A 19,921-nucleotide genomic window follows, 5' to 3' on the forward strand; every position below is an offset into this window, starting at 1 on the left:
TGAAGGCGATGGAACATGCCCCGATCAGAGATGCCGCGACATTGGTGCTGGTGCGCTTTGACGGCGACGGCCCGCGCGTGCTGATGGGCCAGCGCGGCGCATCGGCGGTGTTTTTGCCCCATGCGGTGGTCTTTCCGGGCGGGGCGGTTGAGGCGCAGGACGCGGGGGCGCCGTTGCGCGGCGGCGTGCCGATGCCCTGTCAGCGGCGCCTGACCAAGGGTGCGTCCGAGGGGTTGGCCCATGCCCTGCAGGTGGCGGCCTTGCGCGAATTGCGCGAGGAAACGGGACTGGTTTTACCCGATGCCTCCAGCTTGCGGTTTATCTTTCGCGCCATTACACCGCCCGCGCGCACACGGCGCTTTGATGCGCGGTTTTTTGTCGGCGATGCGGCTGGAATTCTGGGGGACCCCGATGATTTCAGCGCCGCCGACGGCGAGTTGTCAGACCTGCGCTGGTATCGCTTTTCTCAGGCGCATCGCCTTGGCCTGCATCACGCCACACAGGCGGGCTTGCGCGCGGCACAGGCGGCAATCGGTCCAGCCGGGCTGGTGGATAGCCCCGGGCAGGTCCTGTTTTTTGACGGGCTCGACCCTGCGCTCAAGCCGATCCGCTAGGCCTGCTCGGCGGTCTTTGCGGGGGCTGCATTCAGGTCCTTGAGCAAACGCCCGTGCTGGCGGCTGGCGGCAATCGCCTGACCGAATGTCTCGATCCCGCGCTCGTGCAACATGGCGATCATCTGCACAAAGGCCTGCGCGGTCAGCTGCGTGTCGCCCATCGCCGTATGGCGCAGCTGCGGGGCAACATCTATGCCCAGCCGCGCGCAAATCGCGTCGAGCGAATGATCGGCCTCCTGACCGAACAATACCGCGGACAAAAGGACGGTATCCAGCACAGGGTGATCAAAGCTGCGTTTGATCTGGGCGCTGTGGCGGGCCAAAAAGCCCAAATCGAACGGGGCATTATGGGCGACCAGCACGGCGTCGCGCGCAAAGCTGTGGAACTGGCGCGCCACGGGGCCAATCGTGGGCTGATCGGCAACCATCGCTTGGGTGATCCCGTGAATGGCGCTGGCGCGCGCGGGGATATCGCGTTCTGGGTTGACCAGCCGCTCCAGCTGCTCGGCGGCGATGATGCGCCCGTTCACCACCCGAAGAGCGGCAATTTGAACGATCTCGTCCTCCTCGACCGACAGGCCCGTGGTTTCCGTATCAAAGACCACGCAGCTCAGGTGGGATAGCGGGCGTGCGGCCAGATCGGCGGTCGGATGCTGCCACAGAAGGTCGAAATCATAGGCGACGAGGCGGCGTTCGGGGATGGCATCCGTACGGCGGGCGGGGCGCAGCGGCAGTTTCAACACCGCGCGGCCCAGCCGCCCGAATTCGGGCCAGCAGTCGGTGCCGTGCAGGTCCAGAATGCGCCGCCCCGTCAGATCGGGCAGGCCCGTTTCCAGCGGCTCGTCGAGCCATTTGTGCAGCCGGTCGACAGGCAGCGGTTCGCCCGTCCATCCAAGGGCAATCATGGCGCCGCCGGTGTCGCCGTCTTGTGACACCAGCAACGACAAGGCGCGACCCTGATGGGGGCCGGCGATGGCGCGCGCCAGATGTGCGATAAGCACCGGCAGTGCCGTCGGGTCCACCGAGAGCGGGAGGTTGTCCAGCGTATCGGTCGCGATCGCCAGATCCGCCTGCGCGAGATGGGCTTCGACCGCTTGGGTCAGCCCCTGAGCATCCAGAGTATCCATTGGCCACCAGTCACTTTGCATTTCTTGCGCGCGCGCATCAAGCGACGCAACGGCCTGTGTCACCCGCGCCATGTCGTCGAGCAGCGCACGGGTAAGATAGGGGTTTTGCGCCAGCGTCGGATCGGTTTCGCGGGCGGCGATCACGGTGCGCAGCGACGCAACCGCGGGGCGCAGCGTGTCGAGCGTTTCGAAAATCAACGCCTCGCGCGCGGCAGTCTGCGTCAAGCGGCCGGTGATGTCGTCGAGCGTCAAAATATAGGGCGGCTCCGGCGTCTCGGTGCTGGGACGTTGTAACAGGCGCAGCCGCGCGCCGATCAATGCCTTGCCGTTCACAGTTGCCAGCGTGAGCGCCAGGACGGGATCGTCCGCATCGGGGGGCGCCGTGCACAGGCGGGCATAGGCGGCGCGCACGGGGGCGGGGCGAATGAAGTCGAACAGGGAATGCCCCAGCCCCGTCATCGCGCCGGTTTCAAGCGCCTGCGCGGCGGCCCCGTTGTAAAAGGCAAGGCGATGCGTGCCGGAGGCCAGAATAATGCCCACCGGCAAATCGCCGGTCAGCGCTGCGAGGCGGTCTTTTTCCGCGATAAGCTGAGTGGTCTCGGCTGCGAGGGTCTGGGTCAGGGCGTGGCGGCTGTCGGCAAGATGGCGGGTGACGGCGCGCGCGGCGGGGGCCAGTGATCCAAGGTAGCGGGCGCTGTCGGGATCGATGTCGCGGGCCTGATCCGAGCGGGCGCGCACCAGCAGACTGCCCGCAAGACGCTGGATCGGCTTGGCGAGATGTTCATCGAACAACAGCCAGATCCAGGTGATCATCGCCAGCGCGCCAAAGGCGGCAATGATGCCCGCCAGAAGGAACCCGTCCTGGGGGCGGCCCGTCTGTGCGGTCTTGTTCAGGCCAAGCCACATGCCAAGTCCGATGAGGGCGACAACCGTTCCCGCAAGCAGGGCAAAAAAGCAAAACACCCGTGCGCGCAGGCCAAGGCGGGCGGTCAAGCTGCGGGTGAGACGCTCAATTGCCACGGACCGCCTCCTGATCCTGCAGGGTGGCTTGGGGCGCGTGCAGTGGCGCAAGCCGCGTCACCTCAGCGAGCAGGTCCTCGATTTCAAAGGGCTTCGTCAGCACCGCATCCGCGCCCAGGGCCAGGGCTTTGCGCCGCTCGACAGGCGTGGCGCGCGCGGTCATCAGCAACACGGGAATGCCACTGAAGTCTTCGTCCATGTGCAGTTGCTGGCAAATGTCATAGCCGGATGCTTCGGGGAGTGTCACGTCAAGCAGCACCAGAGCGGGGCGTCGCGCGCGGATATTGGGCAGGGCCTGTGCGCCGGTTTTGATGCGGTGAACTTCGTAACCCGCTCGTTTGAGCAGGATCTCCAGTGCCAGTGCAATGTTGTCCTCGTCCTCGACAAGCAGGATGTAGGATCTGTCCATGCTGTGCCTCCCCGTCGTCCCTCTTTGATTGGTCTAACCGTGTTTACAGGCAGTTGTCAGTAGCGGATCGTCATTTTCAAGCGACACGCCATCGGCCTGCTGCGCTAAATCCACAGGTTGCGCGGGCAATCCGGCGGGAAAATCATAGCGGGTTGCGCTTGTGCAGTCGAAGACCACGGGCACGGCAAAGGCCTCCTTCCAGCGTTCGACAAGGACGATATTGGCGGAGCGCTGATCGGCGTTTTGCGCGTCCGGCCAAGGCGCGATATCCGACAGCGCGATAAAACGCATGACGGTCGGCGCCGCAAAGGTCCAAGGGCGATACAGCCGTGCTTCGGGCACGGCTTGGGCCTTGATCGTGCCCTCGGGCAGATGCGCTACCGTGTTGGGATACCACGCGTATTCATTGAAAATCGTGAAGGCCAGCATCGCGAGCCCTGCGCAGGCCGGCACGATCCAGCCGGGCAGGCCCTTGGCAATGGTTTTGCGCAAAGCGATGGCGATGCCGCCGGCACCCACGCCAAACACAATCGTCGCCAGAAGGTCGTAGAGCATAAACAGCGTCCTATCGTTTTGCCGCGCTGGCACCCAGCGCGGATTGCATGGTGCGCACGATGACGAATGCATCGCGCAAATGGCTGCGTTCGAACGCCGCGAGAGAGGAGGGCGCAAGGAAATTGTCAGGCGTTTGGCCAGTTTGCACGAGGTTTGCCTGATGTTCCAGCCGCGCGGTGGCGATGGTGTCATAGGCGGCAAGCAGATCACGCCCGCCCGCCTCTGACAAGACGCCCGCCTCGATCCCCGCGTCGATGCGCGCGCGGGTGTTCACCGCGCTCAACCGCCCGCGCAAGGCGTAGATGCGGCCCAGATCGACAACGGGGACGACCCCGTTCATTTTCATGTCCAGCCTGTTGCGATGTTCGCCAGAGCGGATGGTCGCAAATCCGCGCAACAGCGACAATGGCGGGACATGGGTCAGCGCGTTGCTGGTCATATGGGCCACAAAGATCGAATTGCGCGCGGCCTGTTCCAGCGGTCCCGATTGCAGAGCCTCAAACAGCCGCGCATCCCCGGCGATGGGGCGCAGGTCGAACATGACCGAGGCCAAAAGCTGGGCTTCGCCGTCGGGTCTCGTGATCCACTGGTCGAAATAGCCCTGCCAGACCGCAAGCGGTTGGCGCCAGCGCCGCGCGCTCGCCATCATGTCGCCGGGGCAATAGACATAGCCGCAGGCGTTCAGCCCGTCGCAGACGCTGCGCGCAAGCTGTTCGAAATAGGGCAGGTCGTCGTCGGTAACACTGTCGTGTAAAATCAGGCAGTTGTCCTGATCTGACACGCCGGTTTGTTCGCGCCGCCCCTGCGATCCACAGGCCGCCCAGCAAAAGGGCACGGGGGCAGGACCAAGCGTCTCTTGCGCCATGCGGATCAGGCGGCGGGTGACAAGATCGGCCACATCGGAAATCTTGCGGGTCACGACATCATGGGCAAGGTGGCTGCCCACCAGTTGCATCAGAAGATTCGGCAGGCGGGCGGTAATCTCGGCCAGAGCGGCAACGGATCGCGCCGCCGAGAGATCGGCATGCATCTGGGCCTGCGAGCTGGCTTGATGGCGCGTGAGGTCGGTTTGGGTGATCATCCCGACAAAGCGGCCTTTTTCGGTGACAGGCAGGTGGGCGATGCCATGTTCGACCATTTCGTGCAGCACATCCGAACCAAGGGCAGAGGGCGGCAGGGTGACCGGATCAGCGGTCATCACCTCGCTGACGGGGCGCGCGGTATCAAGGGCGCCAGCGACCACTTTATTGGTCATGTCGCGCACGGTAACGATGCCCATCAGCCGTTCGCCCCGCACCACGCCAACGCTCGATACCCGGTTGTCGCGCATCAGCCGCGCGCAGTCGCGGATCGACATTTCGGGCGGGCACGACACGGGGGCTTGTGCCATCAGGTCGGCCACATGAAGCGTCATCAAACCCGAGGTCTGGCCGCCGCGCGAGCCTGTGCGGTTGAAATATCGCGCCACCACGGGCGCGTCGCGCAGCAGGGATTTGAACGTCGTCGCGGGCAAAAGGAACAGCTGCAAATCGCTTGCGGCTTTGGCGGTGGTTGCGGCGGTGCCATCACGCAGCAATCCGCGTTCGCCAAAATGGTTGCGCGCTTGCAGGTGGGACACGATTGCCCCGTTCACATCGGTGATTTCAACGGTGCCATCGGCGATCAGGTAGAGCGCTTCAAGCGGCGCGCCTTGCGCGAAGATCACGGTGCCTGCGGGCAGGGTCTTGGCGTAAAATTTGGCCGCGAGTTGGGCCAGCGCGTCCGCGTCGAGCGCGTCGTAGGGGTGGACCGTTTGCAGGAAAGCAAGTGTTTGCCGCGTCTGATCGGGTGTTGGGGACATAACACAGCACCTCCAAGGGGCGGAAAAAAGGGGCGCGGAACCGGATTTCGGTCCCGCGCCCCGAGGTCGGCAGGTCAGACCTGCCTTTTCAGGTGCTTAGTGGTCTTGTGCCGACCCGGCGCCGCGCGGAATGCGGATGCTTTCGACCAGTTCGACCACATGCGCGGGCACAGCGCCCGTGGATTTGGACACGAAATAGGCGACCACAAAGTTGATCAGCGCGCCGATGGCCCCAAAGGAGGTCGACTTGATCGACAGCAGCAGCGGATCGGCATCCGTGAAGCTGTTGGTGTTGGGGATAAAGAACCACCCCTTGTGCAGGAAGATGTAGAGCAGCGTGATCCCGAGACCGGCGAGCATACCGGCGACCGCGCCCTTGTTGTTGATGGTTTTCGAGAAAATGCCCATCATCAGCGCGGGGAAGATCGAGCTTGCCGCAAGACCAAAGGCCAGTGCCACGGTTTGCGCCGCAAAACCCGGAGGGTTGAGGCCCAGATAGGTGGCGACCACGATGGCCACCGCCATGGAAACCCGCGCTGCCAGCAGCTCGTTTTTCTCGGAGATGGCGGGGTTCAGACGGCCTTTGATCAAGTCATGCGAGACCGCAGAGGAAATCGCCAGCAACAGGCCCGCTGCCGTGGACAGGGCCGCCGCCAGCCCGCCTGCGGCGATCAGCGCGATCACCCAACCGGGAAGCTGTGCGATTTCGGGGTTGGCCAGAACCATGATGTCGCGGTTCACGTCCAGTTCGTTGGCGCCTGCGTCACCGACATAGTTGATCAGCCCGTCACCGTTCTTGTCGTCAAAGGTCAGCAAGCCGGTTTTCTCCCAGTTGCTCACCCAATCGGGGCGCGCATCATAGGCCAGTGGTGCCTCGGTGGTGCCATTGGGGTAGACGGTGTTGATCAGGTTCATGCGGGCCATCGCCCCCACTGCGGGCGCGGTGAGATAGAGCAGCGCGATGAACACCAGGGCCCAGCCTGCCGACGAACGCGCGTCCGATACCTTGGGAACCGTGAAGAAACGCACAATAACGTGGGGCAGACCTGCGGTGCCGATCATCAGCGACATGGTGAACAGGAACATGTTCAGCGTGGTGTCGTGCTGTTCGGTGTAGGAGGCAAAGCCCAGATCCGCGAGCAGACCGTTGAGCGTGCTCAGGATCGGTTCACCCGTAGTAACATCGCTGGAGAACAGGCCCAGACCCGGGATCGGGTTGCCCGTCAGTTGCAGCGAAATAAACACCGCCGGAATCGTGTAGGCGATGATCAGCACCACATATTGCGCCACCTGCGTGTAGGTGATGCCCTTCATGCCGCCAAGCACAGCGTAGAGGAACACGATCGCCGCCCCGATGTAGAGGCCGGTGGCGTTCGACACCTCAAGGAAGCGCGAGAAGGCCACGCCAACGCCCGTCATCTGGCCGATCACATAGGTCACGGAAGCGACGATCAGGCAGATCACGGCCACAAGGCGCGCGGTGGGGGAATAGAACCGATCCCCGATAAACTCGGGCACGGTGAACTTGCCGAATTTGCGCAGATAGGGCGCAAGCAGCATGGCAAGAAGCACATAGCCACCCGTCCAGCCCATAAGGTAGGCAGAGGTGTCATAGCCGCCGAAAGCGATGATCCCCGCCATCGAAATGAACGAGGCCGCGGACATCCAGTCCGCACCGGTGGCCATGCCGTTCATCACCGGATGGACGCCACGACCCGCGGCATAGAATTCGGAGGTGGAGCCGGCACGGGCCCAGATTGCGATGCCGATGTATAGCGCGAATGTCGCGCCTACAACCAGCAGGTTGAGCGTAAATTGATCCATGTTTTCTGTCCCTTACTCGTCTACGCCAAATTCTTTGTCGAGTTTGTTCATGCGCGCGGCATAGACAAAAATCAGCACAAGAAAGACGAGGATGGAGCCCTGCTGGGCAAACCAGAACCCAAGGTCCGTACCGCCAACGGGAATGCCCGCCAGCAGCGGGCGCAAGATGATCCCAAAGCCGAAAGAGACGATGAACCAGATGACCAAAGAGATCTTGATGATCCGCATGTTGGCCGCCCAGTAGGCGTTGTTGTCCGAATGATCCGCCATAGCGGTTTCCTCCCATTTTCCCCGATCCCGTTGCGTCGAAGATGGCAAGTCGGGATCGCGTTATGTACCGGCCTGCCACGAGGGCGTGCCGATACCTCCCTGTTTTGTGGCTCTCCTTGCCGCAAAACCGTCAAACGTCCGCCGCAGGCTCCCTCCCGCGACGCACCTTTGTATCAGGTCTCTCCTCAGACCTGTTCGCGCAGCTTCCAAATGGAATTCGCGATCAATTCCTCGACGACCGACGGATCGGCCAGCGTGGAAATATCTCCCATGGCGCCGGTATCGTTTTCGGCAATCTTGCGCAGGATTCGGCGCATGATTTTGCCCGACCGGGTTTTCGGCAGGCCCGGCGCCCATTGGATAAAGTCGGGTTTGGCGATGGGGCCGATTTCCGCACGGACCCATTTTTCCAGTTCCGCGCGCAACGCATCCGAAGGCTCTTGGCCATTCATCAAGGTGACATAGGCGTAAATGCCTTGGCCTTTGACTTCATGGGGGAAGCCGACCACGGCGGCTTCGGCCACTTTGGGATGGGCCACCAGAGCGCTTTCAACTTCGGCGGTGCCCATACGGTGCCCCGAAACGTTGATCACATCGTCTACGCGCCCGGTGATCCAGTAGTAGCCATCTTCGTCGCGCCGACAGCCGTCACCGGAGAAATAATAGCCTTTGTATTGCTGGAAATAGGTTTCCTGAAACCGTTCGTGATCGCCCCAGACGGTGCGCATCTGGCCGGGCCAGCTGTCTTTGAGACAGAGGACACCCTCGGTCGCGGTGGCCTTGAGCTCCTCCCCTGTTGTGGGCTCCAGAACCACCGGCTGAACGCCGAAAAACGGAAGCGTGGCCGAGCCGGGTTTGGTCGGCACAGCACCCGGTAGCGGCGTCAGAAGATGCCCGCCCGTTTCTGTCTGCCACCACGTATCGACGATGGGCGCGCGGCCCTTGCCGACGATGTCGTTGTACCAGTTCCAGGCTTCGGGATTGATCGGCTCGCCCACGGTGCCAAGCAGTTTGATCGAGGAAAGGTCGTATTTCTCCACCCAGGAATTGCCCTGCCCCATGAGCGAGCGCAGCGCGGTGGGAGCGGTGTAAAACTGGTTTACCTTGTGCTTTTCACACACGGCCCAGAACCGGCCCGCATCGGGATAGGAGGGCACGCCCTCGAACATCAGCGTGGTCGCGCCATTGGCGAGGGGGCCGTAGACGATATAGCTGTGGCCCGTCACCCAGCCCACGTCCGCCGAACACCAGAACACGTCGCCCTCGTGGTAATCGAACACATATTCATGGGTGATTGAAGCATACAGAAGGTAGCCGCCGCTGGTATGCACGACCCCCTTGGGCTTGCCCGTCGAGCCGGAGGTGTAAAGGATGAACAGCGGGTCCTCGGCGCCCATAGGCCGCACGGGACAATCAGGTGAGGCCTGCTGCATCTGTGCTTTGACATCCACATCGCGCCCTTCGATCCAGGTGATCTGGTCGCCGGTGTGTTTGACAACGAGGCAGCGCACGCGATCCGAACAATGCAAAAGCGCGGCATCGGCGTTGGATTTCAGGGCTGTCTTGCGGCCACCGCGTGGGGCGCTGTCGGCGGTGATGACAACCTTTGCCCCGCAGTCGTTGATGCGGTTGGCAAGGGCATCGGGAGAGAAGCCTGCGAAAACAATCGAATGGATCGCGCCGATGCGCGCACAGGCAAGCATGGCATAGGCGGCTTCGGGGATCATCGGCAGGTAGATCACCACACGATCGCCGCGCATTACACCCTGTGACAGCAGGACGTTGGCGAAACGGTTCACCTTTTCCGACAGCATGTTGTAGGTGATGTGCTGGGCCTCGGCGGCGGGATCGTCGGGTTCGAAAATGATCGCCGTCTGGTCGCCGCGTGTGGCCAGATGGCGATCCACGCAGTTATAGGCGACGTTCAGAACGCCATCCTCGAACCATTTGATGTCAACCTTGCCGAAATCGAAACTGGTGTTTTTGACGGTGGAATAGGGCGTGATCCAATCCAGACGCTTGCCCTGCTCGCCCCAGAACCCCTCCGGGTCGCTGACCGATTGCGCATACATTTCGTCGTATTTCGCGCGGTCGATATGGGCATTTTTGATGAAGTCGTCCGATGCCGGATACAACTTGGCGTGATCTTGCGCCATGGTAGGTTCCTCCCCGATTTATCTGTGCTCCGCGCAGCTTACTCCCATAGGCTGCACACAGGCTGTGCTCAGTTTACACGAAAGATGTGTCAAATATCTCCTAACCATAAGTCTTAGAGATGTTTTTTTGTAAATGGTTTAACTAAATTTACAGAAAGCATGTAAATTCACTTAACAGATCGCGAAGCGCAAGCAGATCAACGCCTTAGAGGGGACTTTCGCTCTGGTTGTGTTGAGGTGTGGCCGTTGATGCGCCCGGCGCGGCGCGGGGCTGCGTGCCGGCCCGCGTGCCAGAGTTGCGCTTGGCCTTAGCGCGGCACCGCGGTCGAGGCGCGAATCTGCAAGCTGACAGGCAGCGTCACAACATGGTCGCGCGGCACCGATTTGCCGTCGATCAAGTCAAGCAGAACCGTGGCCGCTTCCACGCCCAGTCCAAGCCGGTTTTGGCGGATGGTGGTCAGCGCGGGCAGGAAATAGGCCGAGGTGATGATATCGTCAAAGCCCATGACCGACACATCTCGGGGCGCGTGAATGCCGTGCTTTGACAGGCCATGGATCAGGCCCATCGCCAATTGGTCCGAGGCGCAGATCACCGCTGTCGGGCGCTCGGCCATCTCGACAAAGACCTGCGCCGCTTTTTCGCCCGCCTGAAGGGAAAAATCGCCCTCGAACACCCGACTGTCGGGCAAAGTCAGACCATGCGCCGCCAAGGCCTCTTGTGCTCCGGCGCGCCGCTCGATGTTCAGCACGTTTCCGGCAGGGCCCGCGCAATAGGCAATGCAGCGATGCCCCAGTCCCGCCAGGTAATCAATGGCAAGCCGCATGCCTTCGCGGTTGTCCGAGCGCACCGAGGGAAACCCGCCAGCCATCGGCCATTCACAGGCAAAAACCACGCGGTTTTCCATGCCCGACGCGGCGAGTTCCCTGCGGGCCTCGTCGGAAAATCCGCCATCCAGACAGATCAGCCCATCGGCCCGTGCGTCGCGCAGTTGCGACAACACCGAACGCCCCGAGGGGTGCAGGGATCGATTGTCCGCGACCAAAAGATCGACGCCAGCTTGGGACAGGCGGTCTTGGATGCCCGCGAAGATCGCGGAAAAAAACGGGTTCCCGAGATCCGGCACGAGGGCAAGCACAGAATCAGCCCTTTGGCGGCGCAGGTTGCGTGCCATGGAATTCACTCGGTAGCCATGTTCCTCGACGACCTGCATGACCTGTTCGCGGGTTTGGCGAGTCACTTTTTCAGGGGCCGACAGGGTGCGGCTGACCGTGGCCGTCGAAACGCCGGACAGGCGCGCGATATCTTTGATGCTCAATGACATAGCGCCTCCTCCTTTGGCGTGATGTGCCGGGGTGCCCGGGGTGAAATACGGGGCGGTTCCATGCTGCGTTGTTGCAGTGCTGTAAAGGTTTACATTTTTTCTTGACGGAAATCAAATCGCATGAAACGATCATGTAAACGATTTCAGCGGCGGCTGGGAGGATTGTTTTTGTAATCGTTTACACGCTCAGTGACGGGGAGGACCGCCAGTGAGCGCAACACGACAGGGCGCTGTGAAAGGGGAGGACCTTTGACAGGTATTCCTGCGCAAAAGGACAGTTTTCGACTGTTCTGAGCGAAATCTTAGTCACGGGCGAAAGCCCAAGGGAGGAAGAAAAATGACCAACCGTATTCTCACGAAATTGCTCTGTGCCTCGGCGCTTGTGGCTGTGCCGCTCGCAGCGAACGCCGTCGACCTCGAGATCACCCACTGGTGGACCTCGGGCGGGGAAGCCGCCGCCGTGCGCGCCTTGGCCGAGCAGTTCGAGGCGACAAGCGACAACACCTGGGTTGATGGCGCGATTGCCGGTTCCGGCGGCGTGGCGCGCCCGATCATCATCTCGCGCATCCTTGGCGGCGACCCGATGGCCGCGACCCAGTTGAACCACGGCCAGCAGGCCGTCGAGTTGATCGAAGCGGGGTTGATGCTGGACCTGACGGATATTGCAGAAGCGGGCGATTGGGCCAATATCGTGAACCCGCCCTCCCTTCTGGAGGCCTGCACCGTCGAAGGGCGTGTCTATTGCGTGCCGCTCAACATCCATTCGCCGCAGTGGATGTGGACCAGCCTGAGCGCGTTTGACGCGGCCGGTGTTGCGCCTGCGCAAAACTGGGACGACCTGAAAGCTGCGGCCCCCGCGCTGCGTGAAGCGGGAAAACAGCCCCTCGTTTCCGGTGCGCAGGGCTGGCAATATGCCAACCAATTCAACACCTTCGTTTCCGGTTTGGGGGGTGAGGACCTCTATTATGCTGTGTATCGCGACGGCGATGAAGCGGCGCTGATGGGCACAGAGATGAAAGCGATCTGGGATGAAATCGTCATCACCCGCGACCTGATGGCGGGCACCGCTATTCAGGACTGGAATTTGGCCACCGCCGAAGTGATCAACGGCAACGCTGCTGCGCAGGTCATGGGCGATTGGGCGCAGGGCGAATTCGCTGTTGCCGGTAAAACCGCGGGCTCCGATTACGACTGCATCATCGGCATGGGGCGCGCGCAGCTGATCGCCACCGCGGGCGATGCCTTCTATTTCCCCGTCAACAAGGACGAAGAGGTGACGGCGGCGCAAAAGGAACTGGCGCAGGTGCTGATCTCTCCCGAGGCGCAAGTCACCTTCAACCTCAAGAAAGGCTCGCTGCCCGTGCGCGGGGACATCGACATGAGCACCGCAGGCACCTGCATGCAAAAAGGTCTGGCTGTTCTGGCGGATGGCGGCACGATCGACAGTTCCGACATGCTGCTCTCGCCCGACGCCGTTGGCCAGATTCAGGACATGCTGGTTGATTTTTACGCCTCTGACATGAGCGCCGAAGATGCTCAGGCAGAGTTCGCGAAAATCGTGATGTCGGACAAATAAGATCCTCCCAGCCGGTCCGCCTGCTTTGCGGCAGCGGGCCGGCACCCTGATCTGATCCGACCAGAGCCCCGCTCTGCCCCACCTCGCGCAAGCTTTGCGCGCTCCCTTGGAGGCACCCTGATGACAGCTTTACCCGACCCCGACAGAGGCGCGGTCCGCGCCAAAGCCGCCCCCGCAAGACGCCCGTCGCGGCTGTTGCACAATCCCATGTCCAAAGTCGCAGCCATGCCGATGATCGCCACGGCCTTGGTGATTTTTGTCGGCTGTTCGCTTTGGACCGTGGTTCATAGTTTCACCGATTCCAAATTGTTACCGCGGCTGAATTTTGTCGGGTTCGAGCAGTACGAGCGTCTGTGGTCCTCGTCGCGCTGGATCACCTCGGTTGAAAACATTGCCATTTATGGCGTCACCGCCTTGGTGTTGTCCTTGGTGCTGGGCTTTCTTTTCGCGGCGCTTCTGGATCAACGTATCCGCGCCGAAGGCATCTTTCGCACGATCATCCTGTATCCCTATGCGCTGTCGTTCATCGTGACGGGTCTTGTGTGGCAATGGGTGCTCAACCCCGATTTCGGCATCCAGAATGTCGTGCGCGACCTTGGCTTTGCCAGCTTCAGCTTCGATCCGCTCAACAATCCCGACACGGTGATGATCGCGCTGCTGATGGCGGGTCTGTGGCAAGGCACCGGCCTTGTGACCGTCATCATGCTTGCGGGGCTGCGCGGTGTCGATGAAGACATCTGGAAAGCGACCCGCGTTGACGGCATCCCCGCGTGGAAAACCTATCTTTTCGTCGTCGTGCCGATCCTGCGCCCCGTGTTTGTGACCGCCACGGTGCTGATCGCAACGGGCATCGTCAAACTCTACGACCTCGTGGTCGCGCTCACCAACGGCGGCCCCGGATCGGCCACGCAAATGCCCGCGCTGTATGTCTATGACGCGATGTTTGCCAAACAGAACCTCGCCCAGGGGTTCGCCGCCTCGACCATCATGCTGCTGGCGGTGCTTGTGCTGCTCATCCCGTGGTCCATCCATGAATTCGGAGGAAAGAAACGTGGCTGATCTCTCTGTAAATACGCCCGCCACCCGCCTGCTGGACGGCCCTTCGGGCAAACGCAAGCGCGCGCGCTTCACGCCCAAGCGCATCATGATCTACGGCGCGTTGCTGTTGGTTTCCTTCTATTACCTGCTGCCGCTCTGGGTCATGGTGATGACCTCCCTCAAGGGGATGCCCGAAGTGCGCATGGGCAATATTTTCGCACCACCCGTGGAGATCACCTTTGAGCCTTGGGTCAAAGCATGGGCGCAGGCCTGCACGGGGCTGAACTGTGACGGGCTGTCGCGCGGGTTCTGGAATTCGGTGCAGATCACCGTGCCCTCCGTTGTGCTCTCGATCATCATCGCCTCCGTCAACGGCTATGCGTTGGTCAACTGGCGCTTCAAAGGGTCGGAAATCTTTTTCACCATCCTGATTTTCGGCGCCTTCATCCCCTACCAGGTCATGATCTATCCCATCGTCATCATTTTGCGCGAACTGGGCCTCATGGGCTCTGTCTGGGGGCTGGTGATGGTGCACACGATCTTTGGAATGCCGATCCTGACGCTGCTGTTTCGCAATTATTTTGCCTCGCTGCCCGAGGAATTGTTCAAAGCGGCGCGTGTCGATGGCGCAGGGTTCTGGCGCATCTTTTTAAAGGTCCTGGTGCCGATGTCGTTGCCGATTTTCACCGTGGCCGTTATCTTGCAGCTGACGGGCATCTGGAACGATTTCCTGTTTGGCGTGATCTACACCAAGCCGGCCACCTATCCGATGACGGTGCAGCTCAACAACATCGTCAACTCCGTGCAGGGCGTCAAAGAGTACAACGTCAACATGGCCGCGACGCTGCTGACCGGTATCGTTCCCCTCACCGTTTACCTTATTTCCGGCAAGCTTTTTGTCCGCGGCATCGCTTCGGGCGCCGTCAAAGGCTGACCACAGGAAAGGAATTTCGACATGCTCGACACTGTCCCCCCCGTCTCCTCCGCACTCGACGACATCTCCGTTTCGATCCGTGATCTTGAACTGGCTTTCGGGTCGGTCAAGGTTCTCAAAGACCTCAATATCGACATCCACAAGGGTGAATTCCTTGTGCTGCTCGGTGCCTCCGGTTGCGGGAAATCAACCCTCCTGAACTGCATCGCGGGTCTTTTGGAACCCACGGGCGGGCAGATTTTCATCGAAGGGCAAAACGTCACCTGGGCCGAACCCTCGGAGCGCGGCATCGGCATGGTGTTTCAATCCTACGCGCTCTATCCGCAGATGAGCGTCAAAAGTAACCTCAGTTTCGGGTTGAAAAACGCCAAACTGCCCAAGGACCAAATCGAAAAACGCGTGGCACGTGCCGCGGAAATTCTCCACCTTGGGCCGCTGCTTGACCGCAAGCCGGGGGCGCTGTCGGGCGGGCAACGCCAGCGGGTCGCCATCGGCCGCGCGCTGGTGCGCGATGTGGATGTCTTCCTGTTTGACGAACCGCTGTCCAACCTTGACGCCAAACTGCGCGCCGAACTCCGTGTCGAATTGAAACGCCTGCACCAATCGCTGGCCAACACGATGATCTACGTGACCCACGATCAGGTCGAGGCGATGACCCTTGCCGACCGCATCGCCATCATGAAGGGCGGGGTGATCCAACAGCTTGCCGCGCCGCTTGAAATCTACAACACCCCGGCGAACCTCTATGTCGCAGGATTTATCGGGGCGCCGCCGATGAATTTCATTCAGGGGGCGCTGCGCGGCACCGATTTCGAGGGCATCATCAACGTGCCCATGCAGGGCTACGGGTTCAGCGCGGCGCCCAAAGACGGCGCAGTGGTCTTTGGTATCCGCCCCGAGCATGTGCTGGTGAACGACGCCGCCGCGTCTTGTGCTGTGCAAACCCGAGTTGTCGTCGATGTGGTCGAGCCGATGGGCGCGGACACGCTGCTGTGGTGCACCCTGGGGGGCGATGAATTCCGCATCCGGCTCGACGGGCAAACCCCGATCCGCCAGGGCGACACGATCACCGTGGGGATCGACCCCGCCCGTGCGTCCCTTTTTGACAAAGAAACCGAAATCCGCCTTTGAGCGCTATTCAGGATTGATCCTATGCTTCTCTCACTTCAACTCTTTTCGGCCCGCAATTACACCCCCTACACCGATGTGATTGCGCGTCTTGGGACCTACGGGTTCGACGCCGCCGAAGCGTTTTTTGGCAATTTCGCCGAAGCCGATGCCACCCGCGCCGCGCTTGATGCGGCCGGGATGAAAATGCCGACCGCCCACGTGCCGCTTGATATGTTTGAAAAGGATGCTGAAGGCGTTGCCGACCTCTGCCAACAGCTCGGGGTCAAACGCGCCTTTGCACCGTGGCTGTCCGCCGATGAACAGCCCAAGGATGCCGCGGGTTGGGCCGCGCTGGGCGCGCGTCTTGCCGCCTGTCACGCCGATATGGCCAAACACGGTATCGCATTCGGCTGGCACAACCATGATTTCGAAATCACCCCGCTGGCGGATGGGCAGATTCCGATGGAAATCCTGCTCGACACCGCGCCGATGATCGACTGGGAAGCCGACATTGCCTGGATCGTGCGCGGGGGCGGTGACCCGATCCAGTGGATTGAAAAATACGGGTCGCGCATTGTGGCCGCCCATTTCAAGGACCTCGCCCCCAAGGGCGAAAAGCTGGACGAGGACGGCTGGGCAGATGCGGGCACAGGCACGATGGACTGGCCTGCGATCCTCGGCGCGCTCAAAGCCCATTCGCGCTGTGAAATTCTGGTCGCCGAACACGATAACCCAAATGATTTCGACCGCTTCGCCAAACAGGCCGCGGCGACATTCAAAGCCCTGGGAGCCTGAAAGCGATGAGCAAAGTCCAACGTATCGGCCTGATCGGCTGCGGGAATATTTCCCAATCTTACCTCTCGCGGGCGAAGAATTTCAAAAACATCACCTTCACGGCAGTGGCAGACATCAATCTCGACGCGGCCAAAGCGCGCGGCGCGGAATTCGACGTGCCCGCCATGAGTGTGGACGACCTGATGGCCAGCGACACGGTCGACATCGTGCTGAACCTCACCATTCCGGCGGCGCATTTCGGCATCTCTAAGCAGGCGCTGGAAAGTGGCAAACATGTCTATTCCGAAAAACCCTATGTGCTGACGCTGGAGGAAGGGCGTGCACTCAAAGCGCTGGCGGATGAAAAAGGCCTGCGCGTCGGCTCGGCCCCTGACACTGTGCTGGGCGGCTCGCATCAGCTGGCGCGCCATTTGATCGACACGGGCGCGGTTGGCACCATCACGTCGGGCACCTGCGCGGTGATGTCCCACGGGATGGAAGACTGGCACCCCAACCCCGATTTCTTCTTCGTTCCCGGGGGGGGGCCGATCCTTGATCTGGGGCCTTATTACATCGCCAACCTCGTGCAGCTCATCGGTCCGGTGAAACGGGTCGGCGCAATCACCAGCACACCGTCCAAAACCCGCACCATCGGCAATGGCCCACGGACGGGCGAGGAGATTCCCGTCACCACGCCGACCACGATCCACGCCACTCTCGAATTCGAGCAGGGCGCGGTTGTGACCCTCGTGGCGAGTTGGGATGTGTGGCAAAATGATCTTGCTCCGATGGCCCTCTATGGCACCGAAGGCACGCTGCATGTCCCCGATCCGAACTTTTTCGGCGGCGCGCTGCGCCTTACGAACCGCGCCGAAACGGCAGAGTTGCCGGACTGGGACCACCCGCTTGGCGTCGACAACCGCGAGGTGCCATGGGGCATGGCGGCGGATTATCGCACCACAGGTCTGGCCGATATGGCGCAGGCAATCGCGCAAAATCGCCCGCATCGCTGCAATGACGCCTATGCCTTGCATGTTGTCGAGGTGATGACCGCTATTCTCAAATCCGGTGAGGAGGGCAAATATCTGACCCTGACCACCACATGCGAACGCCCCGATGCGCTCGGCATAAAAGCAGCGCAAGAGCTGCTTGCCTAAGGAGACAAAAATGGCAGACGCCCCCAAACATCCCATCAAAGGCCCCGCAATCTTCCTTGCGCAATTTGCAAGCGATGTTGCGCCTTTTGATACGCTCGAAAACATCGCAGGCTGGGCCGCAGGGCTTGGGTACAAAGGTATCCAGCTGCCCGTGGACCCGCGTTTTATCGACATCGATACGGCAGCGACATCCAAGGACTACTGCGATGAACTGGCGGGCGTCTGCGCCGCGCAAGGGGTCGAGATCACCGAACTGTCGACTCACATCCAGGGCCAACTTGTCGCGGTGCATCCCGCCTATGCGCCGCAGTTTGACGGTTTCGCACCTGCCCAATTTGCAGGCAAGCCGCAAGAACAAGCGGCATGGGCCACAGATCAGGTGATAAAAGCGGGGCAGGCGTCGCGCCACCTCGGCCTTGATGTCGCGGTCGGTTTTTCCGGCGCACTGGCCTGGCCCTATGTCTATCCGTGGCCCCAGCGCCCTGCGGGTCTCGTCGAGGAAGCCTTTGCCGAGCTCGCGCGCCGCTGGATGCCGATCCTGGACGCGCATGACGCGGTGGGTGTCGACTATGCCTTCGAACTTCACCCCGGCGAGGACCTGATGGACGGCGCAAGTTTCGAGCGGTTTCTGGCGCAGGTGAAGGGCCACAAGCGGGCCAATATCCTCTATGATCCCTCGCATTTCGTGCTGCAACAGCTCGATTACCTTGCCTTTATCGACCTCTACCATGACCGCATTCGCGCCTTTCACGTCAAAGACGCCGAATTCAATCCCACGGGGCGCCAGGGCGTTTATTCGGGCTTCGAGACCTGGGAAAACCGCGCGGGCCGGTTCCGCTCGCTTGGCGACGGTCAGGTCGATTTTTCCGCGATCTTCTCGAAACTCACGCAATACGGGTTCGACCGTTGGGCTGTGCTGGAATGGGAATGCGCGTTGAAATCGCCCGCCCAAGGTGCCGCCGAGGGCGCGCCCTTCATCGCGCGCCACATCATCGAACCCACCCCTTTTGCCTTCGATGACTTTGCGTCAGGATCCACCGACCTTGAACAAATTCGCAAGATGTTGGGAGTGAAAGCATGAGCGCACGCATTCGATTGGGTATGGTTGGTGGCGGGCAGGGCGCGTTTATCGGCGCGGTGCACCGCATGGCCGCGCGGCTGGACGACCGTTTCGAACTTGTGGCAGGCGCGCTGTCGTCCGATCCTGAACGGGCAGAGACCTCGGCCCGCGCCCTGGGTCTTGCGCGCAGCTATTCGGATTTCAACGACATGGCCCTGGCCGAAGCCGCGCGCGAGGATGGCATTCAGGCGGTGGCAATCGTCACGCCCAACCACATGCACCTAGCGCCCGCCAAAGCCTTTCTGGCGGCGGGCATCCATGTGATCTGCGACAAGCCGATGACGGCCACTTTGGCGCAGGCCGAAGAGCTGACCGCCATCGCGCAGGCCTCTGACGCAAAATTCATCCTGACCCATACCTATGCGGGTTACCCGATGGTGCGCGAAGCGCGGCGGATCGTGGCGTCCGGCGCGCTGGGCAAAATCCGCGTGGTCAATGTGAACTACGTGCAGGACTGGTTGGCGACCCCTGCGGCGGGCAAGCAGGCAGACTGGCGCGTCGATCCGGCGAAATCCGGCGAGGGCGGCGCGATCGCCGACATCGGCACCCATGCGGCCCATCTGGCGCGCTACGTGTCCGGCCTGCCGATCGACACGGTGGCGGCTGATTTGCAGTCCTTCGTTGACGGCCGTGCGGTGGATGACAACGCCCATGTCATGCTGCGCATGGGCGATGCGCGCGGCATGCTCTGGGCCTCCCAGGTGACTCCCGGTTTCGTCAATGAGGTGAGCTTGCGCATCGGCGGTGAAGATGCCGGTCTGGAATGGTCGCATCTGCGCCCCGAGGAACTGCGCTTTACCCGTTTGGGGGAGCCGTCGCAAATCCTCACGCGCGGCGGGCCGTTCTTTGAGGGCAACGCGCGTGTTCCGGGCGGGCACCCCGAGGGCTACATCGAGGCCTTTGCGCAGCTCTACAGCGACGCGGCGGATGCGATTACGAGTGGCGACATGCCGGCTGATTTGCCGGATGTGCAGGACGGGCTGGACGGGATGCGCTTTGTGGCGGCCTGCATCGCCTCGTCGCGCGCGGATGGCGCCTGGACGGCACTGTAAGCGGGCGCGCGGCGGGGCCGCGC

At 61.6% G+C, this 19,921-nt stretch carries 17 protein-coding genes; 9 read left to right on the forward strand and 8 right to left on the reverse strand.

The genetic code is table 11. The annotated features are described in order from the left end of the window. Window positions 1-8 precede the first annotated feature (8 nt). Window positions 9-614: an NUDIX hydrolase gene (locus tag AQS8620_RS02320; protein ID WP_085835190.1), complete on the forward strand. Its 606-nt coding sequence runs from the start codon at window positions 9-11 to the stop codon at window positions 612-614. Here AQS8620_RS02320 and AQS8620_RS02325 read toward each other — a convergent pair. The 8 genes from AQS8620_RS02325 to AQS8620_RS02360 all read right to left on the reverse strand — a co-directional run bounded on the left by AQS8620_RS02325 (window position 611) and on the right by AQS8620_RS02360 (window position 11,137). Further along, the gene (locus AQS8620_RS02325) at window positions 611-2,761 is read right to left on the reverse strand and encodes a 3'-5' exonuclease (RefSeq protein ID WP_085835191.1); all 2,151 of its coding nucleotides are present in this window, start codon (window positions 2,759-2,761) and stop codon (window positions 611-613) included. The two genes, AQS8620_RS02320 and AQS8620_RS02325, sit on opposite strands and share 4 nt — an antisense overlap. Then, entirely contained in the window at window positions 2,751-3,170 is a 420-nt protein-coding gene (locus tag AQS8620_RS02330; RefSeq protein WP_085835192.1) for a response regulator transcription factor, read from the reverse strand. Before AQS8620_RS02330 ends, AQS8620_RS02325 begins: the two co-directional genes overlap by 11 nt. A 33-nt stretch (window positions 3,171-3,203) precedes the next feature. Next, window positions 3,204-3,725, reverse strand: coding sequence for a hypothetical protein (locus AQS8620_RS02335; protein WP_085835193.1), 522 nt, complete (start codon window positions 3,723-3,725; stop codon window positions 3,204-3,206). A gap of 10 nt (window positions 3,726-3,735) precedes the next feature. Continuing rightward, window positions 3,736-5,565: a DUF294 nucleotidyltransferase-like domain-containing protein gene (locus AQS8620_RS02340; RefSeq protein ID WP_085835194.1), complete on the reverse strand. Its 1,830-nt coding sequence runs from the start codon at window positions 5,563-5,565 to the stop codon at window positions 3,736-3,738. A 96-nt stretch (window positions 5,566-5,661) separates the two neighbouring features. Further along, complete coding sequence (locus AQS8620_RS02345; RefSeq protein WP_085835195.1) at window positions 5,662-7,389, reverse strand: sodium:solute symporter family protein; 1,728 nt, start codon at window positions 7,387-7,389, stop codon at window positions 5,662-5,664. Between the two features lie 12 nt (window positions 7,390-7,401). Beyond that, window positions 7,402-7,659 carry a DUF4212 domain-containing protein gene (locus AQS8620_RS02350; protein WP_085835196.1) on the reverse strand — a complete coding sequence of 86 codons (258 nt, stop codon included), beginning with the start codon at window positions 7,657-7,659 and terminating at the stop codon, window positions 7,402-7,404. A 185-nt stretch (window positions 7,660-7,844) separates the two neighbouring features. Then, window positions 7,845-9,815, reverse strand: a complete 1,971-nt coding sequence (gene acs, locus AQS8620_RS02355) for an acetate--CoA ligase (protein WP_085835197.1) — start codon at window positions 9,813-9,815, stop codon at window positions 7,845-7,847. Between the two features lie 308 nt (window positions 9,816-10,123). Next, entirely contained in the window at window positions 10,124-11,137 is a 1,014-nt protein-coding gene (locus AQS8620_RS02360; protein WP_085835198.1) for a LacI family DNA-binding transcriptional regulator, read from the reverse strand. A gap of 337 nt (window positions 11,138-11,474) precedes the next feature. Between AQS8620_RS02360 and AQS8620_RS02365 the strand changes: the two genes are divergently transcribed. The 8 genes from AQS8620_RS02365 (at window position 11,475) to AQS8620_RS02400 (ending at window position 19,898) form a co-directional block, all read left to right on the forward strand. Next, window positions 11,475-12,713: an ABC transporter substrate-binding protein gene (locus AQS8620_RS02365; protein ID WP_085835199.1), complete on the forward strand. Its 1,239-nt coding sequence runs from the start codon at window positions 11,475-11,477 to the stop codon at window positions 12,711-12,713. Between the two features lie 120 nt (window positions 12,714-12,833). Continuing rightward, complete coding sequence (locus AQS8620_RS02370) at window positions 12,834-13,772, forward strand: carbohydrate ABC transporter permease (RefSeq protein ID WP_085835200.1); 939 nt, start codon at window positions 12,834-12,836, stop codon at window positions 13,770-13,772. Next, the gene (locus AQS8620_RS02375; protein WP_370737872.1) at window positions 13,765-14,685 is read left to right on the forward strand and encodes a carbohydrate ABC transporter permease; all 921 of its coding nucleotides are present in this window, start codon (window positions 13,765-13,767) and stop codon (window positions 14,683-14,685) included. Before AQS8620_RS02370 ends, AQS8620_RS02375 begins: the two co-directional genes overlap by 8 nt. 21 nt (window positions 14,686-14,706) lie before the next feature. Beyond that, on the forward strand, window positions 14,707-15,816 hold the full coding sequence (locus AQS8620_RS02380; protein ID WP_085835202.1) for an ABC transporter ATP-binding protein: 1,110 nt from the start codon (window positions 14,707-14,709) through the stop codon (window positions 15,814-15,816). 21 nt (window positions 15,817-15,837) lie between these two features. Continuing rightward, on the forward strand, window positions 15,838-16,590 hold the full coding sequence (locus tag AQS8620_RS02385) for a sugar phosphate isomerase/epimerase family protein (protein ID WP_085835203.1): 753 nt from the start codon (window positions 15,838-15,840) through the stop codon (window positions 16,588-16,590). A 5-nt stretch (window positions 16,591-16,595) separates the two neighbouring features. Continuing rightward, on the forward strand, window positions 16,596-17,726 hold the full coding sequence (locus tag AQS8620_RS02390; RefSeq protein ID WP_085835204.1) for a Gfo/Idh/MocA family protein: 1,131 nt from the start codon (window positions 16,596-16,598) through the stop codon (window positions 17,724-17,726). A 10-nt stretch (window positions 17,727-17,736) separates the two neighbouring features. Then, window positions 17,737-18,807 carry a sugar phosphate isomerase/epimerase family protein gene (locus AQS8620_RS02395; RefSeq protein ID WP_085835205.1) on the forward strand — a complete coding sequence of 357 codons (1,071 nt, stop codon included), beginning with the start codon at window positions 17,737-17,739 and terminating at the stop codon, window positions 18,805-18,807. Then, window positions 18,804-19,898 carry a Gfo/Idh/MocA family protein gene (locus tag AQS8620_RS02400; protein WP_234990351.1) on the forward strand — a complete coding sequence of 365 codons (1,095 nt, stop codon included), beginning with the start codon at window positions 18,804-18,806 and terminating at the stop codon, window positions 19,896-19,898. The genes AQS8620_RS02395 and AQS8620_RS02400 overlap by 4 nt, the downstream gene beginning before the upstream one ends. The last annotated feature ends 23 nt before the right edge of the window (window positions 19,899-19,921 follow it).

Source organism: Aquimixticola soesokkakensis (genome assembly GCF_900172375.1).
GTDB classification, from domain to species: Bacteria; Pseudomonadota; Alphaproteobacteria; order Rhodobacterales; family Rhodobacteraceae; genus Aquimixticola; species Aquimixticola soesokkakensis.

Bases quoted from the DNA above. Each gene is read 5' to 3' on its own strand.
- AQS8620_RS02320 (WP_085835190.1), top strand. From the start codon at position 9: ATGGAACATGCCCCGATCAGAGATGCCGCGACATTGGTGCTGGTGCGC.
- AQS8620_RS02400 (WP_234990351.1), top strand. From the start codon at position 18,804: ATGAGCGCACGCATTCGATTGGGTATGGTTGGTGGCGGGCAGGGCGCG.
- AQS8620_RS02370 (WP_085835200.1), top strand. From the start codon at position 12,834: ATGACAGCTTTACCCGACCCCGACAGAGGCGCGGTCCGCGCCAAAGCC.
- AQS8620_RS02345 (WP_085835195.1), bottom strand. From the start codon at position 7,389: ATGGATCAATTTACGCTCAACCTGCTGGTTGTAGGCGCGACATTCGCG.
- AQS8620_RS02380 (WP_085835202.1), top strand. From the start codon at position 14,707: ATGCTCGACACTGTCCCCCCCGTCTCCTCCGCACTCGACGACATCTCC.
- AQS8620_RS02395 (WP_085835205.1), top strand. From the start codon at position 17,737: ATGGCAGACGCCCCCAAACATCCCATCAAAGGCCCCGCAATCTTCCTT.
- AQS8620_RS02390 (WP_085835204.1), top strand. From the start codon at position 16,596: ATGAGCAAAGTCCAACGTATCGGCCTGATCGGCTGCGGGAATATTTCC.
- AQS8620_RS02385 (WP_085835203.1), top strand. From the start codon at position 15,838: ATGCTTCTCTCACTTCAACTCTTTTCGGCCCGCAATTACACCCCCTAC.
- AQS8620_RS02330 (WP_085835192.1), bottom strand. From the start codon at position 3,170: ATGGACAGATCCTACATCCTGCTTGTCGAGGACGAGGACAACATTGCA.
- AQS8620_RS02365 (WP_085835199.1), top strand. From the start codon at position 11,475: ATGACCAACCGTATTCTCACGAAATTGCTCTGTGCCTCGGCGCTTGTG.
- AQS8620_RS02350 (WP_085835196.1), bottom strand. From the start codon at position 7,659: ATGGCGGATCATTCGGACAACAACGCCTACTGGGCGGCCAACATGCGG.
- AQS8620_RS02340 (WP_085835194.1), bottom strand. From the start codon at position 5,565: ATGTCCCCAACACCCGATCAGACGCGGCAAACACTTGCTTTCCTGCAA.
- acs (WP_085835197.1), bottom strand. From the start codon at position 9,815: ATGGCGCAAGATCACGCCAAGTTGTATCCGGCATCGGACGACTTCATC.
- AQS8620_RS02360 (WP_085835198.1), bottom strand. From the start codon at position 11,137: ATGTCATTGAGCATCAAAGATATCGCGCGCCTGTCCGGCGTTTCGACG.
- AQS8620_RS02335 (WP_085835193.1), bottom strand. From the start codon at position 3,725: ATGCTCTACGACCTTCTGGCGACGATTGTGTTTGGCGTGGGTGCCGGC.